Source organism: Streptomyces sp. NPDC059994 (assembly GCF_042737755.1).
Taxonomy (GTDB): domain Bacteria; phylum Actinomycetota; class Actinomycetes; order Streptomycetales; family Streptomycetaceae; genus Streptomyces.
This window is the reverse complement of record NZ_JBHWUR010000047.1, coordinates 1-14,428: the sequence shown is the minus strand read 5'-3', so window position 1 is coordinate 14,428 and position 14,428 is coordinate 1. Positions and strand designations below refer to the sequence as shown.

Genomic DNA, 14,428 nt, shown 5'->3' with positions numbered 1-14,428 from the left:
GCTCCTCGCACGCCGGAGGAGCTGGAGCTACCCAAGGGGCGCGGGGAACTGCGCGCCCAGCCACAGGCGGCCCGCAGACGAACCCCGGGCCAAGAAGGGGCGCGGGGAACTGCGCGCCCAGCCACAGGCGGCCCGCAGACGAACCCCGGGTCAAAAAGCGGCGCGGGGAACTGCGCGCCCAGCCACAGAGTTCCCCGCGCCCCGGCCCGCAGACAAACCCCGGGCCCAAAAGCCGCGCGCTCAGTGCCGGAAGAAGATCCGGTCCCCGTACTCCGTCAGCACCCGCCCGTTCCACTCATGGCCCCCGTCCACGTTCCCGGAGCGCAGCAGCGGCGGCTCGATGCCCCGTTCCGCCAAGGACTCCGCCGCCGCGGCCATCATCGCCTGCATCAGGGCGCTGGTGACGACCGTCGACGCGGGGGCGAAGGGGGCCGGGATCGCCTCGTGGGTGAGTTCCGCGTCGCCGATCGCGATCTTGCTGTCGAGGACGATGTCGCAGTGGTCGCGCAGGAACGTGCCGGAGACGTGGCGCGACTTCGTGCCCTCGGTGTACGCGAGCGAGGTGACGCCGATGACCTTCAGGCCCAGCGCGTGCGCGTTCATCGCCATCTCGACCGGCAGCGAGTTGCGGCCGGAGAGGGAGACGACCACGAGGACGTCGCCGGGCTTGGCGGGGCTGGAGTCGAGGACCGCGCCCGCCAGGCCGTTCACGCGCTCCAGGGCCGAGCCCAGCGTCGCGGGCGTCACGTCGACCCCGACCGTGCCGGGCACGGCGAGGAGGTTCATCAGGGCGAGGCCGCCCGCCCGGTAGACGACGTCCTGCGCGGCCAGCGAGGAGTGCCCGGCGCCGAAGGCGAAGAGGCGGCCGCCCGCCGCGACGGTGTCCGCGATCGCGGTCCCGGCGGCGGCGACGTTCCCGGCCTCCTCGTCCCGTACCCGCTGGAGCAGCCCGATGGCGGCGTCGAAGAACTGACCGGCCAGTTTGCTCTCGCTCATCGCCTGGGCCCTTTCCGGGGGAATGCTCGGGGGAGGGAATGTCCGTGCCGCCGCACACGTTGCGGTCTGGACCATTGCCCTGTCAATACGCCCTCCCCCCAGTCCTCCCGAGCGCCCGTTCTCGGGCCGTGCCCCGGCCGGGGCACGGTTGTCAGTGGTATGCGTCAGAATTGAGCCAGGGCCAGCGCACGAGTGCTTTCAACATTCACAGCATCGAGGGGCACGTATGTCCGGACTGATCGACACGACGGAGATGTATCTCCGCACCATCCTCGAACTTGAGGAAGAGGGTGTGGTCCCCATGCGCGCCCGGATCGCGGAGCGACTCGACCAGAGCGGGCCGACCGTGAGCCAGACGGTCGCGCGCATGGAGCGCGACGGCCTGGTCCAGGTCGCGGGCGACCGGCATCTGGAGCTCACCGAGGAGGGCCGCCGCCTGGCCACGCGCGTCATGCGCAAGCACCGGCTCGCCGAGTGCCTGCTCGTCGACGTGATCGGCCTGGAGTGGGAGCAGGTGCACGCCGAGGCCTGCCGCTGGGAGCACGTGATGAGCGAGGCGGTGGAGCGGCGGGTGCTTGAGCTGCTGCGCCACCCGACCGAGTCTCCGTACGGGAACCCGATCCCGGGCCTGGAGGAGCTGGGCGAGAAGGCCGAGGCCGACGCCTTCCTGGAGGACGGCATCATCAGCCTCAACGAGCTGGAGGCGACGGAGGACGGCATGACGGTCGTCGTGCGCCGCATCGGCGAGCCGATCCAGACGGACGCCCAGCTGATGTACACGCTGCGTCGCGCGGGCGTGCAGCCCGGCGCTGTCGTCAGCGTGACGCGGTCCCCGGGCGGCGTCCTGGTCGGCAGCAGCGGCGAGGCCGCCGAGCTCGGCGCGGACGTGGCGTCCCACGTCTTCGTGGCCAAGCGGTAGGAAGCGTACGGAACACAGGGTCGGCGGGGGCGGTGTCGCGCGGGTGCGCGGTGCCGCCCCCGTTTCCTTTGGGGCGTACGGGAGTTGAGAGGGTGGGCCGACCGCCCTCCCCGCCCGTTGTTTCCGGTCGGATCGGCAGCGGACGGGCGGTTCGCGTGCCACGCTGTCGGGTGAGGCATATGACCTGAAGGAGCGAAGGGCGAACGGCCGGGGAGCGTACGGCCGGGAGGGGAGGGGATCGTGCGGAGAGTCCCGACGCGACTGTCTCCCGCTCCTGGCGGGCCCGGCGGGTCCTGCCGGTCCTGCCGGTCCTGCCAGGACGCAGAGGGCCCCGACGCCCTGCGGCGCCGGGGCCTGCCCTCCCCGGTGCTGACCCGGAGCCCCGAGCTCTCGGGGTCAGCTCCCTCGGGCTGGCCGGTCGGTCCCACCGTGGCCGCCCGCCTCCCGCAGAAGATCTCCCCTCGGGGCGGCCAGTCAATCCTTGAGTCGGGTCACTCGAACGAGGGGTGTTGCGCGAGAGACGCGAGTTTTCGAATAGAGGTTCGATACCCTGCCGTGAACTGACCTCAGGGCTTCGGGGGCTGAAGGGGGTGCCAGGACACATGGTGCGACGCAGCGACGTGACGGGATCCGATGGCGTACGCCTCGCTGCCTGGGAGTTCGCGGACCCGCCCAAGGGCCCCCGGGAGAGCGACCGGGCGCCCGGGGTGTTACTGCTCCACGGACTCATGGGCCGCGCCGCGCACTGGGCGCCCACCGCCCGCTGGCTCGCCGAGAAGCACCGCGCGGTCGCCCTGGACCAGCGCGGCCACGGCCGCAGCGACAAGCCCGCCGAGGGCCCCTTCACCCGCGAGGCCTATGTGGCGGACGCGGCGGCGGCGATCGAGCAGCTGGGCCTCGCCCCGGTCACCCTTGTCGGCCACTCCATGGGCGCCCTCACCGCCTGGCAGCTCGCCGCCCACCGCCCCGACCTCGTCCGCGCCCTGGTGATCTGCGACATGCGCGCCTCTGCGCTCGGCGCGGCCTCCCAGCGCGAGTGGGAGGACTGGTTCAAGTCCTGGCCGGTCCCGTTCGCGACGCTCGCGGACGTACGGAAGTGGTTCGGCGAGGACGACCCCTGGGTGGAGCGCCCCAGCCCCGCGCGCGGCGAGTTCTTCGCCGAGGTGATGGCCGAGCGGGCCGACGGCTGGCGCCCGGTCTTCTCCCGCCGCCAGATGCTGAAGTCCCGTGAGACGTGGGTGTTCGACGCGCACTGGGAGGAGCTGGCCCAGGTCCGCTGCCCGGCGCTCGTGGTCCGCGGCCTCGACGGCGAGCTCGGACGCGCCGAGGCGCAGGAGATGGTCCGCGTACTGCCCCGCGGTCAGTACGCGGAAGTGGCCGACGCCGGCCATCTCGTCCACTACGACCAGCCGGAGGGCTGGCGTGCGGTGGTCGAGCCGTTCCTCCGGGAGGCGGCCGAGCACCCGGTCCCCTCGTCCCCCTGAACCGGGGACCCGAAGGGCTCAGCCGTGCCCCGAGGCCGCCGGGGCGGGGGTCGGCGCGGGCGTCACCCACACCGGGTACTGCTCGCCCGGCTGCATGTTCTCGTACAGCTGGGGGACCGTCACCAGCGTGTAGCCCGCGCCGCGCAGCCCGGCGATGATGCCGGGCACGGCGCGCACGGTCCACTTCAGGACATCGTGCAGCAGGACCACGCCACCCGGCAGGGCCCGCTCCAGGACCAGCTTCCGTACGAGCTCGGTGGTCGTGTTGTGGTAGTCGGTCGCGGTCACGTTCCACAGGATCTGGGCGAGTCCGAGCGCGCGGGCCGCGCCCGTCACCCGGGCGTCGGTGAGGCCCTTGGGCGGCCGCATCAGCGTCGGCCTGACGCCCGTGAGCTCCTTGAGCGCCCACTGGGTGAGGGTGAGCTGGCGCAGTATCTCCGCCTCGGGCAGCCCGGTCAGGACCGGGTGCGTCCAGGTGTGGTTGCCGATCGCGTGGCCCTGCGCGGCGATCCGCCGTACGAGGTCGGGATAGGTGTGCACGGGCTTGTCGCCGACCAGGAAGAACGTCGCCCGCACGCCTTCCCGGCCGAGTATGTCGAGGAGCTGCGCGGTGTACGGGCCGGGCCCGTCGTCGAAGGTGAGCGCGATGCACTTGGCGGTGCGGCACAGCGGCGAGTACGGCAGTGCGGCCCGGCCGTCCCCCGGCGCGGCCTCCGGGGGGCTCTCGTCGCCCTCGTGCACATGGCGTACGGGAGCGGCCCGGGGCGCGTGGGAGACCTCCGCGCCGGTGGCGCAGCCGGCGCAGAACAGCAGGACCGAGGCGGCGAACCCGGCGCCCACGGCCCTGAGGGATATGCGATACGCGGTCACACAAAAGATCTACCCGTGCCCGCTCCGGCACGCATGCGGGCGTCACCCGCCGGAGTGACGCCCGCATGCGGCGGTCCTCAGCCCCGGCTGACCGCCAGAAGGATCTCCGGCAGCCGCCTGGCCGTGCGCGGGGCCGCGACGCGCAGCCCGGTGTACGCGACGAGCGCCCCGTACACCGCCCCCGCCGGCAGCAGCAGCCACAGCGAGCCGTGCCGGTCCGAGGTGTGCAGCCAGATCGTCAGGCCGATCAGCGGCGCGCAGAGCAGCCCGCTGGTGAGCATCCCGCCGGTGATCGCCAGGAACGCGATGCCGCCCTGGCCCGGCGCCACGTTCTTGCGGCTGTCCTGCGGGATCGAGTACGCGAACGCCGCCGAGGCGACCGCGCCCGTCGCCAGCATCGCGCCGAGCAGTCCGAGCGAGAGCCCCAACGCCTGCGGAAGCGCCGCCCAGTTGCCGACCAGCGAGGCGGTGACCACCGCGACCAGGACGGTGTACGGGGCCGTCACCAGCGCGATCGCGTACGCACGGGCGCGCAGTTCCAGGAAGGCGTCCCGGGGCGTGGAGATCGTCTGGACGACCATCCAGAACGCCGAGGTGTCCTGCCCGAACTGGTTGTACATCTGGGCGCCCAGCATGAACGCGCCGAACGAGGCGAAGTACACCGTGCCGTTGCCCTGGAGGGCGTTGACGACCGGGACGATCAGGCCGATGGCGAGCGAAGTGATCCACGCCGCCTTGGTCTTGGGGTCGCGCCAGGCGTACCGCAGGGTGCGCAGCATGACGGTGCCGGTACGTCCCTCGGGCAGCAGCCCGGCGAGTCCCGGCCGGTCCGCCTGCTTGCGGGCCCTGTCGGCGGGCCGCAGCGTCGAGCCGTCCGGGGTCGTCATCAGCCGTACCAGCGAGCGCTGCCAGGCGTACAGCAGGGCCGCCAACGCCACGGCGGTGAGCGCGAGTTGCAGCGCCGCCCGACCGTACGCGCCCTCGCTCGCCGCGTCGACCGCGCCGATCGCTGCGGCGGGCGGCAGCCAGCGGATCACGTTCCCGGCCGGGTCGAGTGCGGAGAGGCCGCCCGCGTCGCCGAGCTTCTGCACCCCGAAGTTGACGAACTGGAAACCGATGGCGATCACGAGACCGCTGAGCACGGCGAGGTCGCGGCCCTTGCGGGAGGTCAGCAGCCGGGTGTTGGCCGTGGCCACCGTCCGCGCGAGCGCCACGCACACCAGGATCGCCAGCGGTACGGCGAGCACCGCCACGGCGGCCGCCGCCGCGCTGTGGGCCGCCGCGATCGCCGAGCCGAGCACCAGGCAGAGCGTGAAGAGCGGCCCGATGCCGACCAGGGAGGCGGCGAGCAGCGCCACGATCAGCGAGCGCGGGCGCAGCGGCAGCATCACGAGCCGGGTCGCGTCCAGGGTCTCGTCGCCGCTCGGGAAGAACAGCGGCATCACCGTCCAGGCGAGCGCCAGGACGGCGGTGACCAGGACGGCCACCGTGGCCGCGTGGGCGTCGCCGCGCAGCGCCAGCAGGCCGAGGAGCTGGAGGGCGGCGAAGAGCAGGGCGAGCACGGCCGAGGTGATGTACGCGGCCCGGCGCCCGCCGGACTGCCGCAGCCCGTTCTTGAGCAGCGACAGCTTCAGCCGTACGAAGAGCGGGGTGAGAGAGGGCGTGCCCAAAGGCGCGGCGGCCTTCGGGGCCGTGTCGGTGGCACTCATCGGGCCGCACCGCCGCCGAGCCAGTCGAGGGTCTCGCCGGTGTCGCGGCCGTGGGCGCCCACGAGTTCGAGGAACGCGTTCTGCAGCGAGCTCGCGCTGCCCCGGACCTCGGCGAGCGTGCCCTGTGCGCGGATGCGCCCGGCGGCCATCACCGCGACCCAGTCGCACAGCGACTCGACGAGCTCCATGACGTGGCTGGAGAAGACGACGGTCGCGCCGGAGGCGGTGTAGCGCTCCAGGACGCCCCGGATCGTCTGCGCGGAGACCGGGTCGACGCCCTCGAACGGCTCGTCCAGGAACAGCACTTCGGGGTTGTGCAGCAGCGCCGTCGCGAGCCCGATCTTCTTGCGCATACCGGTCGAGTAGTCCACGACGAGCTTGTGCTGGGCGCCCGCCAGATCCAGGACGTCCAGGAGCTGGGTGGCCCGCTTGTCGACCTCGGCGCCGGGCAGCCCGCGCAGCCGGCCGGTGTAGCCGAGCAGTTCGCGCCCCGTCAGACGCTCGAAGAGACGCAGTCCCTCCGGCAGTACGCCGATCCGTGACTTCACGGCGACCGGGTCGCGCCAGACGTCGTGGCCGCCGACCTCGACGGTGCCGCGGTCGGGGCGGAGCAGGCCGGTCACCATCGACAGGGTGGTGGTCTTGCCCGCCCCGTTCGGCCCGACCAGGCCGATGAACTTGCCCGCCGGAAGCTCCAGATCGATCCCGGCGACGGCGATCTGGTCGCCGAAGCGCTTCCACAGATCGCTGACCCGGACGGCGGGCGGCAGGTCCCGCACCCCGCCCGCGGTGTCCGCACCCGTGGCCTGCGGGCCCGCGGGATCCGGTTCCGCAGGGCCGGAGCCGCCGTCGATTGTCTGATCCGGCATGGTGGTGCGCCTTTCATCCCCGTACGTACGTCCGTACGTCTACGGGGACACCCTACGAGTGGCGCGCCCGGGCGGCTGCGGCCTCGCGTCCGCAGGCGTACGCGAGGGGGCTGATCAGCTCTTCCGCGTCCGGCAGCCAGCGGTTGGCGGGGGTGGGGCGGCGGGCCCACTGCACCGCGCCGTGGCCGCCGATACGGGTGGGCGGCGCCGCCACGTAGTCCCCCTCGCCGCGGGTGATCAGGTCGATCGAGGGGGCCGTCCAGCCCAGTTCGCGCACCAGGTCGGGGACCTTCGCGCCGGCTCCGGGCAGCACGAAGAACAGCATCCGGCGGTCCGGGGTGCAGGTGACCGGGCCGAGCGTGAGCTCCATGCGCTCCATCCGGGCGAGCGCCAGGAAGCCGGCCGACTCCGCGACGTCGATCGCGTCGAAGGTGCGGCCGGTGGGCAGCAGGATCGACGCCTTCGGCTGTTTCGACCACATGCGGCGGGCGGCGACCGCGCTCCCCGTGGCCTGGGTCGCCCAGTCCGGCCGGGACGGGTGCGCCCCCGGCGACGGGCAGGCGGCGTCGCCGCACGAGCAGTGCTCCACGCCCTCGGCCGCCTCCAGCCAGGTGCCGGGGAACACGTCCCAGTGCCGCTCTTCCGCGTACCGCACCGCGCTGTCGAGGAGCTGGTCACCGCGCTGCTTGGGAATCTGTGCGGCTTCCGTGCCTGTGATGGTCTCTTCCACGCAGGACTCAACTCCCGCCACCACCGCGGGTTACGGGCGCGCGCCGGGCGGCGCAGGAGCATCGATCCTGCATCCGGGGCGCATGGGTGCATGGACGGGGGCGCGCGTGGGGCCGCGCCTCTCGTGGCGGGTAGCCACAAGCGGGGGGCTCCGGGGAAACGGACAATGCGCCCGTTGGTTCGACATCACTTCACCATCGCGACATCGCCGCCACCACCGACATCACACGCGACCGTCATTCATCAGATTTACGGCGCATTTTCTGCTTCTCGCGCTTTCCTTCGCTTCCTTCGCATTCTCTGCCTTTTCGCAGGGCAGTGATCACAGGAGTGATCAACTGCCGCATCAGGGGGTTCACATGGCAGCCAGGCCTCTAGTCGCCCGCCAGCCCAATGAACGGCTGCAGGCGCTCATCCAGGAAGCCGGGTGCTCCAACGCGGGTCTCGCCCGGCGCGTCAACATGGTCGGCGCCGAGCGCGGGCTCGACCTTCGGTACGACAAGACATCGGTGGCGCGCTGGCTCCGCGGCCAGCAGCCCAGGGGACGGGCGCCGGGCATCATCGCGGAGGCGCTGGGGCGCAAGCTCGGGCGCACCGTGACGATCGACGAGATCGGCATGGCGAACGGCAAGAACCTGGCGTCGGGGGTGGGGCTCCAGTTCTCGCCCACCGTCCTCGGCGCGATCGAGCAGGTCTGCGAACTGTGGCGCAGCGACGTGGGCCGCCGCGACTTCCTGACCGGCTCCACGGTCGCCGCCTCCGCGCTGGTCGAGCCGAGCCGCGACTGGCTGATCACCAGCGCGGACGTGCAGGTCGCGCGCAACGCCGGGCAGCGGGTCGGGGCCGCGGACGTCGACGCGGTGCGGGCGATGACGGACGCGCTGGTCGAGCTCGACCACCGGTTCGGGTCCGGGCATGTACGCCCGGTCGTCGTCCACTACCTCAACAGCGTGGTGTCCGGGCTGCTCGCGGGCTCGTACCGGGAGACGGTCGGGCGCCAGCTGTTCGCGGCGGTGTCGCGGCTCACGGAGCTGGCGGGCTACATGGCCGTCGACACCGGCCAGCCGGGCCTGGCGCAGCGCTACTACATCCAGGCGCTGCGGCTCGCCCAGGCGGCGGGGGACCGGGGCTACGGGGGGTACGTGCTGGCCGCCTCGATGAGCCACCTCGCGGCCCAGCTGGGCAATCCGCGCGAGATCGCGCAACTGGCGCGTGCCGCCCAGGAGGGCTCGCGGGGCCGGGTCACCCCTCGCGCCGAGGCGATGTTCTTCGCGGCGGAGGCGCGGGGGCACGCGCTGCTCGGCGACGCGCGTACGTGCCAGACGGTGGCGGGGCGGGCCCTCGCGGCCATGGAGGCGGCCTCGGCCGACTCCGGCGACGACCCGTCCTGGATCGCCCACTTCGACCACGCGTACCTGGCGGACGAACTCGCCCACTGCCACCGGGACCTGGGGCAGCCCGAGGCCGCCGCCCGGCGCGCCGAGGAGTCCCTGGCGGGCCACCCCGAGACACGGGCGCGGCGCCGGGCGATCGGGCTGGTCCTGCTCGCCACGGCGCAGGTGCAGCAGCGGGAGGTGGAGCTGGCGTGCGCCACGGGTGCGCGGGCGGTGGATCTGCTGTCCACGCTGCGCACGAACCGCGGCGCGGACTATCTCGACGACCTCCAGCAACGCCTGGAGCCGTACGCGGACGAGCCGTCGGTACGGGAGTTCGGCGCCCGCCTGGAGGTCCAGGCGGCCTGACCCCCCACCCCGCCCCGTCCCCTTAACCCTCCGGGGGTGGGTGGGGGGTGGAGGAGGGTTCCTGAGGGCTACGCCCCCGGACCTCCGGGCGGGGCCTGCGCCCCCTGCACCCCGCTTACGGGGGCTGCGCCCCCGCCCCCGCTTCGGGGCTCCGCCCCGGACCCCGCTCCTCAAACGCCGGAGGGGCTGACTTTCGTACTGCCGGAGCTGGAGGTGCCTAAGGGGCGCGGGGAACTGCGCGACCAGCCCCCACCGGGCCCGCAGACGCACACGCACCCCCAACAAGCCCCCACCGAACCCGCAGACGCACACGCACCCCCAACCAGCCCCCACCGGGCCCGCAGCGGAACATGCAGCCGAACACGCAACCCGGGCGCAGCCCAGGAAAGGGGACTGGGGGGGGCGCCCCCAGATGGGGTTACGCGAAGACCACCGTGCGGCGGCCGTTCAGCAGGATCCGGTGCTCCGCATGCCACTTCACCGCCCGCGCCAGCGCCTGGCACTCCACGTCGCGGCCGACCGCCACCAGCTGGTCGGGGGTGACCTCGTGGCCCACCCGTTCGACCTCCTGCTCGATGATCGGGCCCTCGTCCAGGTCCGCGGTGACGTAGTGCGCGGTCGCGCCGATCAGCTTCACGCCCCGGGCGTGCGCCTGGTGGTACGGCTTCGCGCCCTTGAAGCTCGGCAGGAAGGAGTGGTGGATGTTGATGATCCGGCCGCTGAGCTGCTTGCAGAGGTCGTCGGAGAGGACCTGCATATAGCGGGCGAGCACGACGAGCTCGACGCGCTCCTCCCGTACGAGCGAGAGCAGCTCCGCCTCCGCCGTCTCCTTCGTCTCCCTCGTCACCGGGATGTGGCGGAAGGGGATGTCGTAGGAGGAGACCAGCTCGGAGAAGTCCGTGTGGTTCGAGACCACCGCCGCGATCTCCACCGGCAGCGCGCCGATCTTCGAGCGGAAGAGCAGGTCGTTGAGGCAGTGGCCGAACTTCGACACCATCAGCACGATCCGCATGCGCTCGTCCGCGCGGTGGATCTGCCAGTCCATCTGGAAGGAGTCGCCGACGGCCGCGAAGCCGGCCCGCAGCTTCTCCACCGTCACCGGCGCCTCGGCCGAGAAGTGGACCCGCATGAAGAAGAGACCGGAGTCGCGGTCTCCGAACTGCTGACTGTCCTCGATGTTGCAGCCGGTGATGAAGAGATAGCTCGACACGGCGTGCACGATGCCCTGTTTGTCCGGGCAGGAGAGCGTGAGGACGTACTGGTCGGTCATCCAGGCAGGATGCCACAACCGGCCCCCCGCCCCCCGCCCCGCTCAGGATGCGGAACGGGTGAGGATGTTCAGGATCTCAAGGGAGCGCGGCTGGACGTCCGGGTCGTCCCCGTCGTTCACCGCCAGCCGTACGTGCGCCTCGCGCGCGGCCCGTACCGCCTCCGGCCACCCGTGGTGGGCCAGGAAACCCGACACCGGGGCGTCCGCGCCGACCTGGTGCATGATCCGCAGCACCCGCAGCACCACCACGTCGACGAGGGCGGCCTCGCCGGAGTCCCGGAAGACCGTGCCCACGTACTTCTCGGCCGACCAGTTGTCGAGCCAGGTGTCCTCCACCAGCCGGTAGACGGCGTCGGTGATGTCCCCGTACCCCTCCTGCCCGGCCAGCCACACCTCCTGCTGGAAGGCGTCGTCGGAGAGCATGTGCAGCGCGGATCGCACGTTCGCGCGCCAGCGCCACCACGGCATGTCATTCAACGGCATGCCGCCCATGGTGGGGGAGCGACGGCCGCGACGGGAAGAGCTGGCTGAACCTTGCTGCACGCGTTCGATCGTACGTTCATGTTCTCCCGGCCCCCAGGCGCCCCCGTAATTCACCCGCGCGTTACCCAGCGTTGAGAAGTGCTCACTCTGCCGTTACCCATGAGGCGGAATTGTGCAGGGACATGACCGGATGGCGCAGCTCCTCCTCCCCCCGCCCCTTCCACTCCCTGGCGGTCGCGCTGGTCGCCGTGTGTACGGCGGCCGGAGCCTCGCTGGTGACCGGCTGTGGCGTGATCCCTGGAACCACGGGGGGCTCCAGGGATCCCGTCACGGTCATGACCTGGGCGCCCGACAGCACCCGTGCGACCAATATGCCCGGAATGCCGTCCATGGCGGAGGCGTACGCGCGATGGGTCAACGCGCACGGCGGCATCGACGGGCACAAGCTCCAGGTCCTCACCTGCAACGAGCACAACACCGCGACCGACGCCGCCGAGTGCGCCCGCCGCGCGGTCAAGGAGAACGCGGTCGCCGTCGTCGGCTCCTACAGCCAGCACGGCCGCGCCTTCATGGCCCCCCTGGAGGCCGCCGGGATCCCGTACATAGGCGGCTACGGCGTCTCCGACGAGGAGTTCACCAGCGCGCTCTCCTATCCCGTCAACGGCGGCCAGGCCACCCTGCTCGCCGGCACCGGCAAGCAGCTCGCGGTGTGGTGCGAGAAGGTCGCGCTGGTGCGGCCGGACACCGTCTCCGGCGACCTCATGCCCTTACTCCTCGACTCCGGCCTGACCACCGGCCACCGCAAGCCGTCCGCCGACATCCGTACGACCGAGGACGCGGGCGACTACACCCCGCAGGCCCAGGAGGCGCTGGTACGGGCCGGGGCGGACCCGGAACTGCCCGGGAGGATCGGCAGGAAGGCGGCCGCGGAGCGGGCCCGCAAGGGGTGCGTCACCGCGGTCCTCGGCGCCCGTACCGAGACGTTCTTCGACTCGTTCCGGCGCGTCGAGGACGACGGCCAGAAGGTGCAGATCGCCTCGGTGCTCGGCTCCGTCGGGCAGCCGCTGATCGACCGCACGGGCGGCGCGGACGGCCCGTTCGAGGGCGCGTACATCACCGGCTGGTACCCGGAGGCGGGTGATGCGCGCTGGGGGCCGATGCGGCAGGTCATCCGGGAGCAGGCGTTCCGGGACGAGTCCATCGACGCGGCGGACGCGGGCGTCCAGACGACCTGGATCGCGTACACCGTCCTGAAGAAGGTCGTCGAGTCGCTGAACAAGAACGACGTGGCCGCGCACGACCTCGTCCGCGCGCTCAACAAGGGCGTCAGCGTGGAGACGGGCGGGCTGACGCCGACGCTGCGGTGGAAGTTCGAGGACATGCTGGCGGCGCCGGGCTTCCCCCGGATCGTCAACCGCGAGGTGACGTTCCAGGTGGTGAAGGCCGGGCGGCTGACGGCGGCGCAGCGCGGCTTCACGGATGTGAGCACGACGCTGGAGGACGCGTCGGCCCTGGGCTGACGCGCTCCTGCGGGGCGTTACGGGTCAGAGCTGGGCGGAAGACCGCTTCGTCAGGCCGTACTTGCCCGCGATCGCGTTCCACAGCCCCGACGCCTGCTTCTTGGCGAGGGTCGCCTCGCCGCTGGCGCGGTCGCCCTGGGCGGCGTCGGGCGTACGGCGGGCGTGGCCGTGCTTGCAGCCCTTGTCCTTGCCGGACTGGTCGGCCCAGGCGGCGTAGTGGTTGTCGGCGGACGCGGACGCCTGCCACGCCTTGGTGAGTTCGGCGGTGAGCCTGGCGTTGTTCGGCAGCTTGTCGACGGCGACCTTCTGGAGCCGGGTGACCAGCTCGCCGCGCTGGCGGGCCGCGTCGCGCAGGCTCGTGGCGGCCGCGTCCAGCTTGTCGCAGCCGCGGATGTCGGCGACCGCGCCGATGACGGCGTCGCGGCTGTTGTTGCTGTCGGCGAGCAGCTTGTCGAGCTCGACGGCCTGCGCCTTGGCGGGGTCGGCGGGGGCCTTGCCGTCACCGCCGCCGGTGGTCGGGGTGCTCGCGGCGATGGGCGCGTTGTCGTTCTTCTTCTCGCCGCCGCCCCCGCCGGTGCCGCTGATCAGATACCCGGCGCCGAGCCCGAGGACGGCGAGGCCGACGCCGATGGCGGCGATCAGGCCGAGACGGGAGCGGCGCGGGGGCTCGTCGTCGTACGAGTCGTACGGGGCCTGGTGCTGCGGGGGCTGGTACGCCGGGGCGGCCTGCTGCTGGGGCTGCACCTGGACCTGGACCGGCGGGGCCGGGGCGAACCGGGGCAACTGCTGGTTCTCACCCGGGCGTTGGCCCTGCGGCGGCCCGTCGGTACGGAAGAGGCTGTCGAACTCGGCGGGCGGCTGCCGCTCCTCGGGCGCGCCCGGACGTATGCCGTACGGCGTGTCCTGCGGGGCGGCCGGAACCGGCGGCAGGTACTGGGTCGCCTCGGCGCCGCCGGGGGCCTCCGGGGGGAGGGCGCCCGGAGATGCCGGGGGTACGGGCGCGAGGAACTGGGTGGCGTCGGAGGCGCTGGGGGCGGCTGGGACGGGCGCGATGTACTGGGTGGCGTCGGAGGCGCCGGGGGCGGGCGGGACGGGCGCGATGTACTGGGTCGCGTCCGAGGCGTTCGCCGGGGGCGGGGTGAGGTACTGCGTCTCCTCGGCGCCGCCGCCGTCCGCCGGGACGGGGGCGATGTACTGCGTGGCGTCGCCGCTCTCGGCGGGCAGGGGCTGTCCCCAGACGGGCGCCGGGTCCTGCGGACCCCATGGCTGCCCCCAGGGCTGAGCCCCGGGCGGCCCCGGGGGCAGCGGGGCGGATCCGTCGGCGGGCAGCACGACGCCCTCGTGTGCGGGCCGTACAGCGGGCAGCTGCGGCTCGTCACCCTGTCGGCTCTGCGTCACCGGGACTCCTACGCGTGGGACTACGGAATCATCGAGCCACGCTACCGGGTCCGTGGGGCGGGGTGCCACGCCCACCCGGTTCAGCGCGGGGGGCTGCGCCTCGGGCCCGGTGTTCGTCCGTGGGTTCGGTGGGGGCTGGTCGCGCGGTTCCGCGCGCCTTTTCCGGTCCGGGGTTTGTCTGCGGGTTCGGTGGGGGCTGGTCGCGCGGTTCCCCGCGCCCCTAGGTAACTCCAGTCCCTCGGGCGTGCGAGGGGCGGGCACCCTGGCACGTTCAGCCGCTCCGGCGTGAGGGGAGCGAGGGCCAGGCGCCTTCAGCCCCTCCGGCGTGCGAGGGGCGGCGCCCTGGCGAATTCAGCCCCTCCGGCGTTTGAGGAGCGGGGTGCGGGGCGGAGCCCCGAAGCGGGGGCGGGGGCGCAGCCCCCGTAAGCGGGGTGCAGGG

At 72.8% G+C, this 14,428-nt stretch carries 12 protein-coding genes; 4 read left to right on the top strand and 8 right to left on the bottom strand.

Annotated elements, in window-relative coordinates; all coding sequences use genetic code 11:
• Positions 1 to 240 precede the first annotated feature (240 nt).
• A complete protein-coding gene (locus ACFWA7_RS22625) occupies positions 241 to 996 on the bottom strand; it encodes an SIS domain-containing protein (protein WP_385824807.1) in 756 nt (251 codons plus the stop codon).
• 226 nt (positions 997 to 1,222) lie between these two features.
• On the opposite strand from ACFWA7_RS22625, the gene ACFWA7_RS22620 reads away from it, so the two are divergent.
• Together ACFWA7_RS22620 and ACFWA7_RS22615 are read left to right on the top strand one after the other, a co-directional pair.
• Entirely contained in the window at positions 1,223 to 1,915 is a 693-nt protein-coding gene (locus ACFWA7_RS22620; protein WP_067162907.1) for a metal-dependent transcriptional regulator, read from the top strand.
• 602 nt (positions 1,916 to 2,517) lie between these two features.
• Complete coding sequence (locus ACFWA7_RS22615) at positions 2,518 to 3,399, top strand: alpha/beta fold hydrolase (protein ID WP_385824805.1); 882 nt, start codon at positions 2,518 to 2,520, stop codon at positions 3,397 to 3,399.
• A gap of 18 nt (positions 3,400 to 3,417) precedes the next feature.
• On the opposite strand, the gene ACFWA7_RS22610 is transcribed toward ACFWA7_RS22615, so the two are convergent.
• The 4 genes from ACFWA7_RS22610 to ACFWA7_RS22595 all read right to left on the bottom strand — a co-directional run bounded on the left by ACFWA7_RS22610 (position 3,418) and on the right by ACFWA7_RS22595 (position 7,577).
• Entirely contained in the window at positions 3,418 to 4,269 is an 852-nt protein-coding gene (locus tag ACFWA7_RS22610; RefSeq protein WP_385824803.1) for a polysaccharide deacetylase family protein, read from the bottom strand.
• Positions 4,270 to 4,346: 77 nt separating this feature from the next.
• Positions 4,347 to 5,978: a transporter gene (locus ACFWA7_RS22605; RefSeq protein ID WP_385824801.1), complete on the bottom strand. Its 1,632-nt coding sequence runs from the start codon at positions 5,976 to 5,978 to the stop codon at positions 4,347 to 4,349.
• Positions 5,975 to 6,847 carry an ABC transporter ATP-binding protein gene (locus ACFWA7_RS22600; RefSeq protein WP_385824799.1) on the bottom strand — a complete coding sequence of 291 codons (873 nt, stop codon included), beginning with the start codon at positions 6,845 to 6,847 and terminating at the stop codon, positions 5,975 to 5,977. The genes ACFWA7_RS22605 and ACFWA7_RS22600 overlap by 4 nt, the downstream gene beginning before the upstream one ends.
• 52 nt (positions 6,848 to 6,899) lie before the next feature.
• Entirely contained in the window at positions 6,900 to 7,577 is a 678-nt protein-coding gene (locus tag ACFWA7_RS22595) for a bifunctional DNA primase/polymerase (RefSeq protein ID WP_385541561.1), read from the bottom strand.
• Between the two features lie 358 nt (positions 7,578 to 7,935).
• Here ACFWA7_RS22595 and ACFWA7_RS22590 point away from each other — a divergent pair, with 358 nt between their 5' ends.
• Positions 7,936 to 9,318 carry a transcriptional regulator gene (locus tag ACFWA7_RS22590; protein ID WP_385541559.1) on the top strand — a complete coding sequence of 461 codons (1,383 nt, stop codon included), beginning with the start codon at positions 7,936 to 7,938 and terminating at the stop codon, positions 9,316 to 9,318.
• Positions 9,319 to 9,736: 418 nt separating this feature from the next.
• Here ACFWA7_RS22590 and purU read toward each other — a convergent pair whose 3' ends face one another.
• Positions 9,737 to 10,588 (bottom strand): formyltetrahydrofolate deformylase, encoded by an 852-nt coding sequence (gene purU, locus ACFWA7_RS22585; protein WP_385550249.1) that lies wholly within the window; start codon positions 10,586 to 10,588, stop codon positions 9,737 to 9,739.
• 42 nt (positions 10,589 to 10,630) lie between these two features.
• A complete protein-coding gene (locus tag ACFWA7_RS22580) occupies positions 10,631 to 11,071 on the bottom strand; it encodes a hypothetical protein (protein ID WP_385550246.1) in 441 nt (146 codons plus the stop codon).
• Positions 11,072 to 11,253: 182 nt separating this feature from the next.
• Between ACFWA7_RS22580 and ACFWA7_RS22575 the strand changes: the two genes are divergently transcribed.
• A complete protein-coding gene (locus ACFWA7_RS22575) occupies positions 11,254 to 12,591 on the top strand; it encodes an ABC transporter substrate-binding protein (RefSeq protein WP_385550244.1) in 1,338 nt (445 codons plus the stop codon).
• A 24-nt stretch (positions 12,592 to 12,615) separates the two neighbouring features.
• Here ACFWA7_RS22575 and ACFWA7_RS22570 read toward each other — a convergent pair whose 3' ends face one another.
• On the bottom strand, positions 12,616 to 13,989 hold the full coding sequence (locus ACFWA7_RS22570) for a hypothetical protein (protein ID WP_385550241.1): 1,374 nt from the start codon (positions 13,987 to 13,989) through the stop codon (positions 12,616 to 12,618).
• Positions 13,990 to 14,428: the final 439 nt, after the last annotated feature.